The sequence below is a fragment of the Streptococcus infantis genome, assembly GCF_015546995.1.
In the GTDB taxonomy this organism is placed as follows: Bacteria; Bacillota; Bacilli; order Lactobacillales; family Streptococcaceae; genus Streptococcus; species Streptococcus infantis_J.
Genome location: NZ_JADMUH010000009.1, coordinates 1 through 16811 on the forward strand (window position 1 = coordinate 1; position 16811 = coordinate 16811).

Genomic DNA, 16811 nt, shown 5'->3' on the forward strand with positions numbered 1-16811 from the left:
TCAAGCGTTTTGCAGAAAAATTTATTTGTATTTTTGTTTTTTGACTGTTTTTGATATTTTTGAATAGTATTTCTTCGATAAATACCTATTATTAAAAGGTTTTTGCTAAAAAAGTTTTCAAAAACTTTCATGTTTTCAATGATTTTCATAAAATTCAGCTTCTATTTACTGTCAATCGTTTGACATTTTTTTCTTAATTTTATGATAAAAGACTTGCTTTTTTATAAGGAAACGTTTACTATAAAGATAGTAGAATTTATGGAGGGAATATAAATGGAATGGACTACCGAGCGTCGTTATAGACGCTATGAAGATTGGACACAAGAAGAAAGAAAAGAAATCCAAGAAAAGATGGCACAATCCCCATGGCACGTCAGCTATCACATTGAGCCAAAAGAAGGACTCCTTAATGATCCAAATGGCTTTTCTTATTTTGATGGCAAATGGGTTGTTTTTTACCAAAATTTCCCCTTTGGTGCAGCTCACGGTTTGAAATCTTGGGTTCAGCTTGAAAGCGACGACTTGGTTCACTTTACTGAAACAGGTGTAAAAATATTACCTGATACTCCTCTGGATAGCCACGGTGCTTACTCTGGATCTGCTATGCAGTTTGGCGATAACTTGTTCCTATTTTATACAGGAAATGTCCGTGATAAAAACTGGATCCGTCACCCATACCAGATTGGGGCTTTGATGGGTAAGGATGGCAAGATTACGAAAATTGATAAGATCTTGATTGATCAGCCTGCTGATGCTACTGACCACTTCCGTGATCCACAAATTTTTAACTTTAAAGGTCAATACTATGCTATCGTCGGTGGACAGGACTTGGATAAAAAAGGCTTCGTCCGTCTCTACAAGGCTGTTGACAACGACTACACAAACTGGCAAGCAGTTGGCGACCTTGACTTCGCTAACGATCGCACTGCCTATATGATGGAGTGCCCAAATCTTGTCTTTGTCGGAGAACAACCTGTCCTTCTTTACTGCCCACAAGGTTTGGATAAAAGGGTTCTTGACTATGACAATATCTATCCAAATATGTATAAAATTGGCGCTTCCTTTGATTCAGACAATGCTCGTATGGTAGATGTGTCTGAACTTCACAATCTTGATTATGGATTTGAAGCCTATGCTACTCAAGCCTTTAACGCTCCTGATGGACGTGCCCTGGCAGTCAGCTGGCTTGGGTTACCAGATGTTTCTTATCCATCTGACCGTTTCGATCATCAAGGAACCTTCTCATTAGTCAAGGAACTTACAATCAAGGATGGCAAACTCTATCAGTACCCTGTAGCAGCTATTCAGGACCTCCGAGCTTCAAAAGAGGAATTTTCAAATCGTTCTGAAACCAAAAACACCTACGAACTTGAGCTTAACTTAGAAGCCAATAGCCAAAGCGAAATTGTCCTTTTTGCTGATAAAGATGGCAAGGGACTCACTATCAACTTTGACCTTGTCAATGGTCAAGTAACCGTTGATCGTAGTCAAGCAGGTGAGCAATATGCTCAAGAATTTGGAACTACTCGCTCTTGCTCAGTTACTAATCAAGCAACTACTGTTAATATCTTCATCGACAACTCAGTCTTTGAAATGTTCATCAATAAAGGAGAAAAAGTATTTTCTGGTCGTGTCTTCCCTCTCGAAGATCAAAATGGAATCCTTATCAAATCTGGAAACCCAACTGGAACGTACTACGAATTAGAATATGGTCGCAAAACTAACTGATGTCGCAAAATTAGCTGGCGTCAGCCCTACTACTGTTTCACGTGTCATCAACAAAAAGGGTTATCTGTCAGAAAAAACCATTCAAAAGGTTAATGATGCTATGCGTGAGCTGGGCTATAAACCCAACAACCTAGCTCGAAGTCTTCAAGGAAAATCAGCCAAGTTAATCGGTTTGATTTTCCCTAAAATCAGCCATGTTTTCTATGCTGAATTGATTGACAAATTAGAACACGAACTCTTCAAAAAAGGCTACAAGACCATCATCTGTAATAGTGAACACGATTCGGAAAAAGAACGCGAATACATCGAAATGTTAGAAGCCAACCAGGTGGACGGTATCATTTCGGGAAGTCACAACCTTGGGATTGAGGATTACAATCGCGTGACGGCTCCAATCATTTCATTTGACCGTAACCTATCACCAGATATTCCTGTTGTTTCTTCTGACAACTATGCTGGTGGTGTCCTAGCCGCTCAGACCTTGGCTAAAACTGGAGCCAAATCTATTATCATGATTACAGGAAATGACAATTCCAATTCACCAACTGGACTTCGTCATGCTGGTTTTGCTTCTATCTTACCAAAAGCTCCTATTATCAATGTTTCCAGTGACTTTTCGCCCCTTCGTAAGGAAATGGAAATTAAAAATATCCTGACCAAACAAAAACCAGATGCGATTTTCGCATCGGATGATTTGACAGCCATCTTGGTGATGAAGATTGCTCAGGAACTTGGTATTTCTGTTCCAGAACAACTTAAGGTTATTGGCTACGATGGAACTTATTTTATCGAGAATTACTACCCTCACCTCACTACTATTAAACAACCCTTGGAAGAAATTGCTCGCCTAACAGTTGATTTGCTCTTACAAAAAATTGAAGGCAAAGAGGTTGCTACTACTGGTTATTTCTTGCCAGTTAGTCTCTTACCAGGAAAAAGTATTTAAACAAAAAACTCGGACTGAATCAGTCTGAGTTTTTTCTTATAATCTAAATTTTTTCAAGAGTATTTGGGCTTTTTCTAAGTTAAAGGTTTTTTCAGCAATCAAGCTTTCTACCAACTTAGGCACTTCAGCCTCTGTGGCTCCTGCAAGGAGGGCTAGTGACTTCGCTTGAAGTTTCATGTGTCCATGCTGAATTCCTGTGCTGACAAGAGCTTTAAGAGCTGCAAAATTTTGTGCAAGACCAATTGACACGATAATTTGAGCCAATTCCTTAGCTGATGGATGACCTAGCACCTCATGGCTGAGAACTACACGAGGATTAAGACCAATTGATCCACCCTTGGTAGCAACTGGCATCGGCATAGTCAGCTCTCCTATTAGCTCTTCTGTTTCCAAATCCATCGTCCAACGACTGAGACCTCGATAAGCACCATCATGACTGGCATAGGCATGCGCTCCCGCTTCGATGGCACGCCAATCATTTCCTGTCGCAATCAAGAGAGCATCGATTCCATTAAATATTCCCTTATTGTGGGTAGCCGCTCGATAAGGATCTGCTTGAGCAAACTGGCTGGCTAAAACCATTTTTTCTGCTAGTTCACGCGCTTCATCCTTCTGGCGACTCAAATAACGAAAGGCGATGCGACAAGTTGCAGTTACTAGAGAATCTGTGGCGTAGTTGGATAAAATGCCCATTAAGCTTTGTCCTTGACTCAGAGCCTCTAAGCTAGGTTTTAAAGCCTCAAGCATGGTATTGAGCATATTGGCTCCCATGGCTTCCTGAGTATCCACATGAAGATAAACCACTAAAAAGTCAGCGTCACCAGAAATTTTCTCAACTGTTAGCTCTCTGGCTCCACCACCACGTTTGACAATAGATGGATAGGCTTGGTTTGCTTGTTCGAGTAGCTCTGCTTTCTGACTCAAAATAGCCTGACATGCTTTATCCCTATCTGGAACCTGATAAAGAGCTACCTGACCAATCATTTGGCGTTGATGAACCTGAGCAGTAAAACCACCCGCACGTTTGATAATCTTACTAGCAAAACTAGCTGCAGCAACAACAGATGGCTCTTCGGTCACATAAGGAACTGTGTACTCTTGACCGTTTACCAGTACTTCTGGCACTACTGAGTAGGGTAGTGAGAAGGTCCCCACTACATTTTCACTCAGTTGGTCCGCAACTGCTATACTAAGATTTTCATTTTGCTCAAGACTTTCTTGGGCTTCGATAGAAGTAAGCGCCTGAGACTTAACGAACTCAAGGCGCTCTTGAATTGATTTTTTAGCAAATCCATTCCAATTTTTTTTCATTATTTTTCAACCTTGCTGTAGCGACGTTGGTGTTCTACAATCTCAACCAGAGCATAGTCCTGTCCCTCATAGCCAGACATGGTTGCAGAACCTGACTCATCCAAGTTTGCTTCCTCAAAGAAGATTCGTTCATAATCAGCTACGCTCAATGCTTGACGCTGGTCTAGCAATTCTAAGCGATTTTTCTGCAATTGCTGTTCATAGCCTTCAACCAATTCCACACTGAAGAACTCAGATACAGCACCACTTCCGTAGCTATAGAGAGCAAGCTTGTCCCCTGCTTTCAGGCTATCAGAATTTTCAAGAAGAGACAAGAGTCCTAAAAAGAGTGAACCCGTATAGATATTCCCAACCTTTTGGCTGTAAATAATGGACTCATCAAAGTGTTTTTGAAGTAAATCCTTTTTTTCTTGAGGTAGAGATTTATCGAGAATTTTTTTCAATCCCTTGAGAGCTAGCTTTGGATATGGCAAATGGAAACAAATAGCTTCAAAATCATTCAAGTCGCAATCATAACGCTTTTGATACTCTTCCCAAGTCGTTTTTAAGCTATCCAAATACTGCTGTGTTGAGTAAACTCCATTTACAAATGGGGTCGTTGAATAATTTGGACGCCAAAAGTCCATGATATCACGAGTCTGCGCAACGTTATCGTTGTTGAAGACCATAACACGTGGATTTTGACTAATCAACATGGCAACACAACCTGCTCCTTGAGTTGGTTCCCCAGGAGTTTCGACACCATATTTTGCAATATCACTAGCAAGTACCAAGACTTTTGATTTAGGAGAATTTTCTACGTGTAACTTAGCATAGTGAAGGGCCGCAGTTGCACCATAGCAAGCTTCTTTGATTTCAAAACTACGAGCAAAAGGTTGAATTCCAAGCAAACCGTGTACAAAAACCGCAGCCGCCTTACTTTGATCGACTCCAGATTCTGTCGCTACAATAACCATATCAATCTCTTGCTTCTCTTCTTCAGTCAGGATAGAATTTCCTGCACTGGCAGCCAAGGTAACAATATCCTCTGTTAAAGGAGCAATACTCAATTCTTTTAAAAGGAGTCCTTTACTCAATTTTTCAGGATCAGTCCCTCGAGCTTCTGCTAAATCTTGTAATTTCAAAACGTATTGACTGGTCGCAAAACCAATCTTATCAATACCGATTGTCATATTTACCTCTATTTTTATCATTCATTGTAAAAATTCGCTCACCTCTATTTTATCACAATTGAGGTCAAATGAGCGAAAAAAGACTTGATTCCCCAAATCAAGTTTATTTCCATCGGAGCATCCATGTTTTTTCAGCTACTCTACCCACGAAAAAATCGAGTCTTAGCTGGCTCGATTCTTTTTGAGATAATAATACATCTTCAGAACAACTGTCCCACTTGCCATTCCTATAGAGATAACAAGGGCCAACATCATCACCAACATTGCACTGGCAATGGCGTTTCTATAGTCGCCTGTCACAAAGAATGAAGTCGTTCGATAAGATAGATACCCTGGTACCAGCGGAGCCAATATGGCCAGCGCAAAAACAACTGCTGGAGTCTTGTATAGAATACTCATAATCTGGCTGACACAGGAACCAATCACAGCAGCTATAAAGGTTGCCAAAATAACATTGGTTGGTTCCTTGAGTATCAGATAGAGTAGCCAGATAGACATTCCCAAAACTCCACCAGGAATGAGCATAGAACGTTGAACGTTTAAAACGATTAAAAATGTGATAATAGCTAGCAGACTAGCTAGAGCCTGCAATAAAAATGTTGTTAGAGTCATATTAGTTTATGAGTAGGAGGGCGACAGAGGTGCCTGCCCCTAAAGCAAGGGTAACCAGCAAAGATTCAAACATCTTGCTCATACCAGAGTTAATGTGATTGGTCATAATATCTCTAACAGCATTGGTCAGAGCAATTCCCGGTACAAAAGGCATGACCGCACCTGCAATGACCAAATCAGCTGTAGACGGTAAACCAGAATAGCGCGCCCAAAATTGTGCAATCAAGCCAAAAACAAGAGCACCTGCAAAAGCTGTCATAAAGGGGATACGAATAAATTTTTCTACGTATAAGGAAAAGGTAAAGGCAAATAAGGTCGCCACTCCTGCACCAATCGCATCATAGACACTCCCTCCAAACATAATAGAGAAGAAAGGAGCACTGAGGGTCGCTGCAGCAGTCAGTTGAACATTGGTGTAGGGAGATGCCTTGGCATTCAATTCCTTTAATTGGATAAAGGCTGTCTCCAAATCAAGCTGTCCCGATACAAGTTGCCGTGAAATCTGGTTGACATCACACACCTTCTCAATATTATAGGCAGAGGAGGTTACTCGTTTCATTCGAGAGATATTTGTATTTTCAATGGAGAAAAAAATAGCTGCAGGCATGGCCAAAACATTACAATCCATGATGCCTTGTGAATGAGCAATTCGAATCATGGTGTCTTCGACACGATAGATTTCAGAACCATTGCGAAGCAGAATTGTACCTGCTAACATAATGACATCAATGACTGCATTCAGTTTTTTTGATTCGTCCATGTTCCCCTCCTTTTTAAACTCCTTTTATTTTATCATAAATTTTAAGGAAAAAAAATCTTTGTCACAAAAACTGTGACAAAGATTGATTAGTTCTCACCTTGATGGATATCTGAAGTTGTGGTAGTTTGATTAGTCTGTGGTTCTCTAATCTGTGGAGATGTTTCTCCACGATAAGGGTTCCCTTGTGATGGATTTGTTGTTGTAGTTGTTTTCGGTTTATAGATAGAAATCTTGATACGAGTTGTATTCAAATCTACACCTTCACCTGGTTTTGGACTCTGACTGACAACAGTTTCCTCAGCAGTTCCATCTGGAGCTGTAGAGACCTCTACCACTTCAATATTAGCTTCTTTTACACCAACTATCTGAATCAAGTTATTCTTAGTAAATTCAAGACTTGATCCAATATAACTTGGCATAGGAACGCTAGTTACCTTCTTGGCTACTGTCAAGGTAATCTCTGTCGCCTTACTAAGATCATAAGTGGTTCCTTCTGGCAGACTCTGTCTCATAACAAGTCCTGCCTCTGTTTCACTTGATTCTTCTTCTACAACCTTGATGAGATTTTCAGGAACTTTTTTCCCTTTCAACTCTGCAATGACGTCCGTAGATTTGCGTCCAATATAATTTCCAATCTTAAATGATTGCTGACCTGAAGAGATAATGAGATTAACTTTAATACCTTCTTTACGAGACGAACCAGCATCTGGATCCGTTCGAATCACTCGGCCTTCTTCTACCGTATCACTAGCTTCAGTCTTTTCCTCGCCAATTTCAAAATTAGCTTTTTTAAGATTTTCCTTAGCTTCTGCTACAGTTTGTCCTACAACATTTGGAATTTCAACAGTTGCTGGTGTTTTGGATACTATCCAAAAGAGAGAAGCCAAAACAAGTATAAAGCTAGCTAAAAGCACCAAATACCTCGCTTTAAAACGACGTTTCTTGACTGGTTTTGCAACAGTTTCTTTACTAGTTGCCTTTTGAGTTTGCTTTTGACTCTGAGGACTTTCTTCCTTTGGTTGCACTTTAGGAATCGCTGTTAAAGTAGATTGTGAAATTTTCGGTAAGGTTTTTGTGTCAACTTTACTTGTATCTTCAAATACCAGTTTTGGTTCATTTCGACGGTTATAAGAAAGACTGCTCAATAAGTCAACATACATCTCTGAGACAGTTTGATAACGGTCTGTCAACTTTTTAGCTGTCGCTTTTATAACTACGTTTTCCAAGGATTGTGGCACTGATGGGTTTTCTGCAATGACCGAAGGAAGTGGTTTTTGGAAATGCTGAAGTGCAATGGTCACAGCACTATCTCCATCATAAGGAATATGACCTGTCAACATTTCGAAAAAGATAATTCCCATTGCATAAATATCACTCTGTATGGTCGCCTTAGAACCACGCGCCTGCTCAGGTGATAGATAGTGAACAGAACCCAACATGGAGTTGGTCTGTGTCAAACTGGTTTCTGCAAAGGCTACTGCAATCCCAAAGTCAGTAACTTTTGCAGTTCCATCAGGAGTCAAGAGTATATTTTGAGGTTTTAAATCACGGTGAATAATCCCCTTTGCATGCGCCAAACGCATAGCCAAGAGAATTTGCCCCATGATACGAACAGCTTCCTCGTTTGATAGAGGGTGGTGTTCTTTAATATAACGTTTGAGGTCAAGCCCAGCTACATATTCCATAGCTAGATATTGTTGACCGTCTTCTTCACCGATATCCGTAATTCGAACGATATGAGGATGATCTAGGTCCGCCATCGCACGTGCTTCACGCTGAAAACGTGCAACAGCGATTGGGTCCGTTTGGTAGTTGGTCCTCAGAACCTTCACCGCTACCTCTTCCCCATCCAGAATCAAATCTTTGGCCAGGTAGACATCTGCCATCCCACCACGGCCAATTTGTTTGATAATCCGATATCGTCCGGCAAATATCTTGCCGATCTGGATCATTTTGATTCCTCCTCAATCGCAATCAAGGCAACAGTAATGTTATCAAGCCCTCCGGCATTGTTTGCAAAACGTACTAAGGTTGCCGCCTTGTCTTCAAGTGAAATATCACTTGTCACGATGTCATAGATTTCACTTCCTGAAATCATATTCGTGAGACCATCACTGTTCATAACGATATAGTCACCAGGTTCCAAGCTTACAATCCCTAAATCAGGTTGAATCTCATCTTTTTGTCCAATAGACTGGGTGATGATATTTTTTTGCGGATGCGCTTCAGCTTCTTCAGGTGTTAATTGACCTGCCTTGAGTAACTCATTGACTAATGAATGATCACTCGTTAATTGGTGGTACTCTTCTCCACGAACCAAGCCGATACGAGAATCACCAATATGAGCATAGATGGCTTGGTTATCAATGATTGCAAGGGCTTCTAGAGTTGTACCCATTCCTTTATATGCTTCATCACGCCCCAATTGATAAATCTTTTGATTTTCAATTTCTAGGTGTTCTGCAAACCATTCACGAACTTCATTCACGGTATCGATCTGAGTATCTACCCAGGCAACACCTAAATCCGTTACTGCCATCTCACTGGCAATATTACCTGCTCGGTGTCCTCCCATCCCGTCAGCCAAGATAATCATCGTACGACCGGCACGGTTGACAAAAAGATTGACATAGTCTTGATTATTTGTACGTTTCTGACCCACATCTGTTAATAATGAAATCTCCATTGTGTCAGTTCCTTCCTAATTGGATATCTTACGAAATTGGCTGATAAAGAATCCATCACTTCCGTACAATTCTGGAGTAATGAGGATGCAGCCGTCTTTTAGGATATCCTTGCATTCGTGTTCTAGTTTAACCTGCTCGAACTCTGGATGACTTTCTAAAAATGCTTGAACCACTTGAAAGTTCTCCTCAGAGACAATAGTGCAGGTACTATAAGTTATTATACCACCTTTACGTAGCGTTTGACAAACACTACCTAATATTTCCAACTGAATTTCCTGTAATGACGCGAAATCAGCAGTGTCTTTGTTGTATTTGATATCTGGTTTCCGACGCAATAGACCAATCCCTGAGCAAGGGGCATCAACAAGAATCTTATCAAATTGATCCTTGCCAAAAAAATCGTGAACCTTTCGGGCATCCAATTTTCGTGTTTGAACACGGTCTGCTACGCCTAAACGCTGGGCATTTTCTTGAATCAAAGTGAGTTTATGGTCATAGAGATCCAGAGCTGTTACCTGACCAGTCGTTAGATAAGATGCCATATGGGCTGTTTTCCCACCTGGAGCTGCACAAGCATCCAAAACCTGTTCATCTCCTCGCAAATCCAATGTTGGCGCAACCAACTGACTAGACTCATCCTGAATGGTAATTGCACCTTCAGCAAACAAGTCATGACCAGCAAAATGCCCCTGCTCTTTAACCAGACCAGAAGCTGATAAAGCAGAATCACTTGCATCAAGCAGTGCTTTGATTTCCTCTTTTCGACTCAAATCTGTCACACGGATACTGGCTTTATTGCGTTGCAAAAGACTCTCAAAAATCGCTTGCGCTCGCTCTTCTCCATACTCTTCCTTGAGCTTAGAAACTAACCACACTGGCAAAGAGTAGGCGATAGAATCACGCTTGTTCTTACGCTTGATACTAGCAATATCTGGCAAACCTTCTCGCAAGATACGGCGAAGGACTGCATTGACCAGTTTTTCGCTACCCTTTTTACGAAGTTTTGCAATTTCTACCGCTTCATTGACCACTGCATGATCAGGAAGCTTATCCAAGTATTGGAGTTGATAGACGCTCATGAGAAGCAAAACATAGAGCCAGCTGTCTAGCTTGTCTCGATCTTCGATAAAGTGGGACAGATACCATTCTGAGGTGAGTTTACGGGTTACTGTTCCATACACCAACTCAGTCACCAAGCCTTTGTCAGCTGCTGACAGTTGACTTCCCTTGAGGTGTTTATTTAAGGCGATATTGGAGTAGGCTTGATTGACAAAGACATCCTCTAGCACCTTTAAGGCTAAGTTTCTAGCCGTTTCTACTTTAGTCACCAAATCGTTCTCCTACAGCCAAACTTCGTCCAACACCGTTGAGGAAGGAAGCAATATCCATCTTAGGTTTTCCTGCTGGTTGAACCTGTTTGAGAGATAGAGCTCCTTCTGCTGTTGCGACAATCAGTTCTTTCTTACCGATGGAGAGTATCTCACCCGGATTCCCCTTCCCTTCTACAGGCAGAGCTTCATAGATTTTGAAGCGTTCTCCCTTGAGGAAGGTATGAGCAACTGGCCATGGATTCATCCCACGGATTTGGTTGAAAAGTTGACGGTTGGTCTTGTTCCAGTCCAATTTTTCTTCCTCTGGTTTAATATTTGGTGAGAAAGTTACTTGGCTTGGATCTTGCGGCTCTGGCTGAATTTCACCAGCTATATAAGCAGGTAGAGTATCCAAAAGCAAATCACGCCCAACAATGGCCAATTTTTCAAACAATGTTCCAACATTGTCCTCATCAGTAATGGGAATACTGCGACGAGAAATCATGTCCCCTGCATCCATTTCCTTGACCATTTCCATAATGGTTACTCCTGCTTCTTCATCACCTTGAATCAAGGCATAATGGATAGGAGCTCCACCACGGTGCTTTGGAAGAAGCGAAGCATGAACGTTGACTGCAAAATTCATGCTATCAAGGAGTTTACTTGGGAGAAATTGTCCAAAAGCTGCAGTTACAATCCCGTCAGCTCCCAAATTCATGATAGCTTCCATTTCTGGACTACCCGATAATTTTTCTGGTTGGTAGATAGGCAGACCTGCCTCTTTGGCAGCTTGTTTCACTGGGGTTTCCTGGATGACTTTTTTACGGCCGACAGCACGATCTGGTTGCGTCACAACAGCTACAATCTCGTAGCGATCATCTGACAAAAGTCCCTTCAAAACAGTTGCTGAAAAGTCGGGAGTCCCCATAAAGATTAGTTTTGTCATCTTTTCTCCTTCTATAAAAATTGTTGCGGTTCGTGGTCAATACTGAGACGAAGTTCGCTATTTTCACGTTCTTGAGTTAGAGCCAAAACTTGATTAAGGGTCGAGGCCAACTCATCTTCTAAACGGTATTTAATCAAAATTTGGTAGTGGTAGAGGTTATGAGTACGAGCGATAGGTTTTGGCGTCGGACCTAGAATTACACTAGCATCCGATAAACCTGACCGCAAAATTTCCATGACTTGATAAGCACGTCTAAGAACCTCTTCTTCTTTTTTATGAGATAAGGTGATTCCAATAGTAAAATAATAAGGTGGATACCCCAACTGACGTCTGATACCCATTTCATAGGCATAGAAACCTTCGTAGTCCTGATCCTTGGCGAACCGAATGGCATAATGATTAGGATTATAGGACTGAATCAAGACCTGACCTGCCTTTTCAGCGCGACCGGCACGGCCTGCTACCTGGGTCAAGAGTTGGAAAGTCCTCTCAGAAGAACGAAAATCAGGCAGGTTCAAGGCTGTATCCGCATTGAGAACACCAACCAAGGTCACATTTGGAAAATCTAATCCCTTGGCAATCATCTGGGTTCCTAGCAATATGTCCGCTTCACCATTGCCAAATTGTTCAAGTAAAGCTTGGTGACTGCCTTTTTTACGAGTTGTATCCACATCCATGCGTAGAATGCGTGCCTCTGGAAAGAGTTCCGCTAGCTCATCATAAGCCTTCTGTGTCCCCGTTCCATAATAGCGAATGCTACGACTCTGACAGTTTGGACAGACATGTGGAATTTCCTTCGTAAAACCACAATAATGACAGTTCATAGTCTTAGTATCCATATGCAGCGTCAAGGAAATATCGCAGTTGGGACAGGTATCAACTGTCCCACATTCACGGCACATGACAAAGCTAGAATAACCACGACGATTGAGCATGAGAACAACCTGCTCTTTTTTATCTAATCGATCTTGAATAGCCTCAATCAGAGGAGGTGTAAAGTTTGACGTTTCATTCTGCCCGATATAATCACGGAAGTCAATCAGTTGAACTTGAGGGATACTTGCTAAAGGATTGGCCCTTTGCGTCAGGCGGAGATGTTGATAAACACCCTTGCCAGCACGCGCACGGCTTTCTAGACTCGGTGTTGCAGAACCAAGAACTAGGGCGGCTTGATTGTACTGAGCCCGTAAAAGAGCCACATCTCTAGCATGATAACGCGGATTGCTGTCTTGCTTATAGCTAGCCTCGTGCTCTTCATCGATAATGATAACACCTAGATTTTTCAAAGGTGCAAAAATGGCAGACCTAGCACCAACAACTACTTGGGCTTCTCCTCGCTCCACCTTGCGCCATTCGTCGTACTTTTCACCATTGGACAAACCTGAATGAAGAATGGCAACTTTATCGCCAAAACGAGCGATAAAGCGCTCCGTCATTTGAGGTGTCAGAGAAATCTCTGGTACAAGAACAATCGCTGTTTTTCCCATATCCAAGGCACCTTGGATAATCTGCAGGTAAACCTCGGTTTTCCCACTTCCTGTAATTCCTTGAAGAAGAAAGGGAGGATGTTTCTTTCCAATCGCTCCAACAACCGCCTCACAGGCTTGTTTTTGCTCTGGATTTAATTCTAAAGATTGACTGGATTCAATTCCTTCAAAGTAGGCAGCTGAACGTTGCACTTCTTTTTGAAGGATCGTCAAAGCACCCTGTTCCACAAAGAAGTTAACTTGTTCGCGTGAGTAATGTTCTAACAAATCAGCCAAAGGAACTGTTTCAGGATATGCTACTAAATATTCTCGCAGTTCTAATTTCTTCTTGGCACGATTTGAGATTTCTAGTTTTTCCAATTTGTCAGGATTTACTTCAACCCAAGACTGTGTCTTAACCTTCTTCTGATCCACAGCCTGGTACTCTAGTTTTAAAAGACCTTTTCGAGTCAATCGCATCATCTCAGCCTGCTTTTCTAAGTCTAGAGATGAAAATGCTAAAGACTCCTGCGAACCAAACAAACGGTCTCTGTCTTCTTGACTCAAGCCTTCCAGAGGATAGAGGATCTTATCATAGCTAGAATTCAAAAATCCCGGAAGCATAGCTTTTAGAATAGAAATTTTGTATGAAAAAACTGACTTACGTAGTTCTTCAGCTAGCCAGAGTTGTTCCTCCGTTAAGACAGGAGAAAAGTCCAGCACCTCAGCAATCTCTTTCAAGTCATCGTCTGCCACTTCCGCATCATTTTCTTGTTCAATTCCAAGAACTATCCCTTGAATCAAGCGATTAGCCTTCCCAAAGGGTACATGAACCCGCATGCCGACTTCCAGCATCCCCTCAAATTCTTCTGGAATCTTGTAGCTATAGGGCTGGTCTGTCTGCATCAAGGGAACATCGACAATGATTTTTGCAATAGCCATATCCTCACCTCCTTCTCTTCTTAAATCGTTTCAATTGATTGAGTATTCTTGCAATAGAAAAAATAAGATTGAGTCCCCCCAACCTTAAATTTTTTCACCTTCTTCTTTTTCTTTCGCGATTTGCTCTTTGATTTTCTTTTCTTCTTCTTCTCTCAATCGTCTTTCTTCTTCGATACGACGACGAACAGCTTCGCGTTTTCCTTCTGGATCTGGGTGGATGGTTACATTCCCTGATTCAATTTCTTCCAAGGCACGAAGTGTAGATTTTTCAGATTTGAATTCTTGTGTTGGAGTTGCTCCTGCTTCTAATTCATGAGCACGTTTTGCTTCCAAGATTACGAGTGAATATTTTGATGGTACCTTGTCAAGCAAGGTATCAATAGAGGGTTTAAGCATCATTTGTTTGTACCTGTTTTCTATAGTTTATCGAATAGTTGGAGACTTTGGTAGCATATCCTGGTAGTGACCGATGACACGATCGACGCGGAAATGTTCTGCTTCAATCACACGTTTGACACGTTCTGCGGCAAGAGGAACATGATCATTGACAATAGCATAGTCGTACTCACGCATCAAAGCAATTTCTTCTTTGGCTTTTTCGATACGTTGGGCAATCACTTCTGCGCTATCGGTACCACGGCCTACGAGACGATCTTGCAATTCTTCCAAATCTGGTGGTGTCAAAAAGATAAAGACTGCATCTGGAACTTTTTTCTTGACCTGAAGAGCTCCCTGTACTTCAATTTCAAGGAAAACGTCAATCCCTTTATCAAGGGTTTCATTGACATAGGTCAGAGGAGTTCCGTAGTAGTTGCCTACATACTCTGCATACTCTAACATCTGTCCTTGACGAATTAATTCTTCAAATTCTTCACGCGTACGGAAGAAATAGTCAACTCCATCTACTTCACCTGGACGTTGCGCCCGCGTTGTCATAGATACAGAATATTGGAATTGGTTTTCAGAACTCTCAAAAATTTCTCGTCTAACCGTTCCTTTTCCAACTCCTGAAGGACCTGAAAAAACGATTAGTAAGCCACGGTCTGCCATGATGTCTCCTTTGGATAGTTTGTGAAATGCTTTGGAAATTCATTCAGAATTCTCTTTGTGAAGGCATTTCTGCTTACTACAATCTTTCTATCTAGTGTAACAAAAAAGCAGTAATTTTTCAACTGCTCTTTCTTATTTATTTTGCATAATCAACTGCACGAAGTTCACGAATCACGGTTACCTTGATATTTCCTGGGTAATCGAGGTTGCTTTCAATTTTCTCACGAACTTTGTGAGCTAAGATTGTGACCTTATCGTCCTTGATTTGACCTGGATTTACCATGATGCGGATTTCACGACCAGCTTGAAGGGCAAAGCTATTTTGAACTCCTTCAAAGCTATTAGCGATTTCCTCTAAATCATGGAGACGTTTGATGTAGCTTTCAAGTGATTCACTACGAGCTCCTGGACGGGCTGCACTCAAGGCATCCGCCGCAGCAACGAGAACTGCAATCACACTTTCAGGCTCTACATCTCCGTGGTGACTAGCAATGGTATTGATCACAACTGGATTCTCTTTGTACTTGCGAGCTAATTCTGTACCAATCTCAACGTGGCTACCTTCTACTTCTCGGTCAATGGCTTTACCAATATCGTGAAGGAATCCTGCACGACGGGCAAGAGCTGCATTTTCACCAAGTTCACTAGCCATGATACCAGCCAACTTAGCCACTTCAATCGAGTGACGCAAGACATTTTGTCCGTATGAAGTACGGAACTGCAGGCGACCCATGATCTTCATCAAGTCAGGGTGAAGGTTCGGCGCCCCAATTTCGTAGGCTGCAGCTTCACCATATTCACGAATTCTGTTATCAATTTCTTGACGGTTTTTCTCAACCAACTCTTCGATACGAGCTGGGTGAATACGCCCATCCTTAAGCAAGGTTTCCATCGTCATACGGGCAATCTCGCGTCGGATAGGATCGAAACCTGACAAGGTTACTACTTCTGGCGTATCATCAATGATGACATCGACCCCTGTCAAACTTTCAAAAGTACGGATGTTACGACCTTCACGACCAATGATACGACCTTTCATAGTATCATCAGGCAGATGAACTGTCGAGTTGGTAGACTCAGCTACATACTCACCAGCAATTCTTTGCATCGCTTGGGACAGGATATCCTTAGCAAGCTTATCTGAACGTTCCTTGACTTCTTGCTCCGCCTCACGAATGCGGCTAGCAATTTCCTTGGTCAAGTCTTCTTCTGTTTGGGCTAAGATAATATCTTTTGCCTCTGACTGAGTCAGACTTCCGACACGCTCTAGTTCAGCTTGCTTTTGCTTTTCAATTTCCTCTAGTTGTTCTTCACGTGCATCAAGGTTTTTTACTCTATCAGAAATACTTTGTTCTTTTTGTTCAAGTGTTTTTTCTTTGTTCGTCAAATTATCGTCTTTACGGTCAAGGCTCGTAGCTCTCTCCGTCAAACGACTTTCGATTTGCTTGAGTTCTTGACGCTCCGACTTAAATTCAGCGTCCACTTCTTCGCGGTATTTTCTGGCTTCTTCTTTAGCCTCCAATAGTGCTTCTTTTTTAAGGGATTTGCTTTCGCTCTTGGCTTCATTTAGTAATAAATCCGCTTCGCGCTCAGCTTGTCCTCGTAAATTAGTTGCTTCTTGTTCAGCATTTAAAAGCATCAACTCTGCAGCCTCTTGTGATGATTTCATCTTGACTGAGATGCTGACATATCCAATGACTAAACCAATGATGACGGCAAAAACAACTATAACAATCGCCATAATTTCCATGTTTTTACCTCAATTTATTTGTTTATCTGAATGACATGCATTCTTATACATTTTACCACAAAAAAATATTTTTAACAAACCTTAAATGGAAGTTGTTTTAGTTATTTTTAGGAGCAATATCTTCATTTTCC

Annotated in this window: 14 protein-coding genes; 2 read left to right on the forward strand and 12 right to left on the reverse strand. The window is 41.6% G+C overall.

What is annotated here, in order from left to right; genetic code table 11:
• Positions 1-273: 273 nt before the first annotated feature.
• Entirely contained in the window at positions 274-1728 is a 1455-nt protein-coding gene (locus tag I1J71_RS04445; protein WP_195183863.1) for a sucrose-6-phosphate hydrolase, read from the forward strand.
• Positions 1709-2674: a LacI family DNA-binding transcriptional regulator gene (locus I1J71_RS04450; protein ID WP_195183864.1), complete on the forward strand. Its 966-nt coding sequence runs from the start codon at positions 1709-1711 to the stop codon at positions 2672-2674. The genes I1J71_RS04445 and I1J71_RS04450 overlap by 20 nt, the downstream gene beginning before the upstream one ends.
• 36 nt (positions 2675-2710) lie before the next feature.
• Here I1J71_RS04450 and I1J71_RS04455 read toward each other — a convergent pair whose 3' ends face one another.
• The 12 genes from I1J71_RS04455 to I1J71_RS04510 form a co-directional block, all read right to left on the reverse strand.
• Positions 2711-3985: a hydroxymethylglutaryl-CoA reductase, degradative gene (locus I1J71_RS04455; protein ID WP_195183865.1), complete on the reverse strand. Its 1275-nt coding sequence runs from the start codon at positions 3983-3985 to the stop codon at positions 2711-2713.
• Positions 3985-5157: a hydroxymethylglutaryl-CoA synthase gene (locus I1J71_RS04460; protein ID WP_195183866.1), complete on the reverse strand. Its 1173-nt coding sequence runs from the start codon at positions 5155-5157 to the stop codon at positions 3985-3987. Before I1J71_RS04460 ends, I1J71_RS04455 begins: the two co-directional genes overlap by 1 nt.
• A 162-nt stretch (positions 5158-5319) precedes the next feature.
• Complete coding sequence (locus I1J71_RS04465) at positions 5320-5769, reverse strand: threonine/serine exporter family protein (RefSeq protein WP_195183867.1); 450 nt, start codon at positions 5767-5769, stop codon at positions 5320-5322.
• Between the two features lies 1 nt (position 5770).
• Positions 5771-6529, reverse strand: coding sequence for a threonine/serine exporter family protein (locus tag I1J71_RS04470; RefSeq protein WP_195183868.1), 759 nt, complete (start codon positions 6527-6529; stop codon positions 5771-5773).
• A gap of 86 nt (positions 6530-6615) precedes the next feature.
• Positions 6616-8481 carry a Stk1 family PASTA domain-containing Ser/Thr kinase gene (gene pknB, locus I1J71_RS04475; RefSeq protein ID WP_195183869.1) on the reverse strand — a complete coding sequence of 622 codons (1866 nt, stop codon included), beginning with the start codon at positions 8479-8481 and terminating at the stop codon, positions 6616-6618.
• Entirely contained in the window at positions 8478-9215 is a 738-nt protein-coding gene (locus I1J71_RS04480) for a Stp1/IreP family PP2C-type Ser/Thr phosphatase (RefSeq protein ID WP_036759242.1), read from the reverse strand. Before I1J71_RS04480 ends, pknB begins: the two co-directional genes overlap by 4 nt.
• Before the next feature lie 15 nt (positions 9216-9230).
• Positions 9231-10544, reverse strand: a complete 1314-nt coding sequence (rsmB, locus tag I1J71_RS04485; RefSeq protein ID WP_195183870.1) for a 16S rRNA (cytosine(967)-C(5))-methyltransferase RsmB — start codon at positions 10542-10544, stop codon at positions 9231-9233.
• Positions 10537-11472, reverse strand: coding sequence for a methionyl-tRNA formyltransferase (fmt, locus tag I1J71_RS04490; RefSeq protein WP_195183871.1), 936 nt, complete (start codon positions 11470-11472; stop codon positions 10537-10539). Before fmt ends, rsmB begins: the two co-directional genes overlap by 8 nt.
• Positions 11473-11483: 11 nt before the next feature.
• Positions 11484-13880 (reverse strand): primosomal protein N', encoded by a 2397-nt coding sequence (locus I1J71_RS04495; RefSeq protein WP_195183872.1) that lies wholly within the window; start codon positions 13878-13880, stop codon positions 11484-11486.
• An 84-nt stretch (positions 13881-13964) separates the two neighbouring features.
• Positions 13965-14279, reverse strand: coding sequence for a DNA-directed RNA polymerase subunit omega (gene rpoZ / locus I1J71_RS04500; RefSeq protein ID WP_004251389.1), 315 nt, complete (start codon positions 14277-14279; stop codon positions 13965-13967).
• Between the two features lie 24 nt (positions 14280-14303).
• A complete protein-coding gene (gmk, locus tag I1J71_RS04505) occupies positions 14304-14930 on the reverse strand; it encodes a guanylate kinase (protein ID WP_000775049.1) in 627 nt (208 codons plus the stop codon).
• A gap of 136 nt (positions 14931-15066) precedes the next feature.
• Positions 15067-16680: a ribonuclease Y gene (locus I1J71_RS04510; RefSeq protein ID WP_195183873.1), complete on the reverse strand. Its 1614-nt coding sequence runs from the start codon at positions 16678-16680 to the stop codon at positions 15067-15069.
• Between the last annotated feature and the right edge of the window lie 131 nt (positions 16681-16811).

Excerpts from the sequence above, each read along its gene's own strand:
- rpoZ (WP_004251389.1), bottom strand. The coding sequence starts at position 14,279 with ATGATGCTTAAACCCTCTATTGATACCTTGCTTGACAAGGTACCATCA.
- I1J71_RS04470 (WP_195183868.1), bottom strand. The coding sequence starts at position 6,529 with ATGGACGAATCAAAAAAACTGAATGCAGTCATTGATGTCATTATGTTA.
- I1J71_RS04450 (WP_195183864.1), top strand. The coding sequence starts at position 1,709 with ATGGTCGCAAAACTAACTGATGTCGCAAAATTAGCTGGCGTCAGCCCT.
- I1J71_RS04455 (WP_195183865.1), bottom strand. The coding sequence starts at position 3,985 with ATGAAAAAAAATTGGAATGGATTTGCTAAAAAATCAATTCAAGAGCGC.
- pknB (WP_195183869.1), bottom strand. The coding sequence starts at position 8,481 with ATGATCCAGATCGGCAAGATATTTGCCGGACGATATCGGATTATCAAA.
- I1J71_RS04510 (WP_195183873.1), bottom strand. The coding sequence starts at position 16,680 with ATGGAAATTATGGCGATTGTTATAGTTGTTTTTGCCGTCATCATTGGT.
- I1J71_RS04480 (WP_036759242.1), bottom strand. The coding sequence starts at position 9,215 with ATGGAGATTTCATTATTAACAGATGTGGGTCAGAAACGTACAAATAAT.
- fmt (WP_195183871.1), bottom strand. The coding sequence starts at position 11,472 with ATGACAAAACTAATCTTTATGGGGACTCCCGACTTTTCAGCAACTGTT.
- gmk (WP_000775049.1), bottom strand. The coding sequence starts at position 14,930 with ATGGCAGACCGTGGCTTACTAATCGTTTTTTCAGGTCCTTCAGGAGTT.
- I1J71_RS04445 (WP_195183863.1), top strand. The coding sequence starts at position 274 with ATGGAATGGACTACCGAGCGTCGTTATAGACGCTATGAAGATTGGACA.
- I1J71_RS04465 (WP_195183867.1), bottom strand. The coding sequence starts at position 5,769 with ATGACTCTAACAACATTTTTATTGCAGGCTCTAGCTAGTCTGCTAGCT.
- I1J71_RS04495 (WP_195183872.1), bottom strand. The coding sequence starts at position 13,880 with ATGGCTATTGCAAAAATCATTGTCGATGTTCCCTTGATGCAGACAGAC.
- I1J71_RS04460 (WP_195183866.1), bottom strand. The coding sequence starts at position 5,157 with ATGACAATCGGTATTGATAAGATTGGTTTTGCGACCAGTCAATACGTT.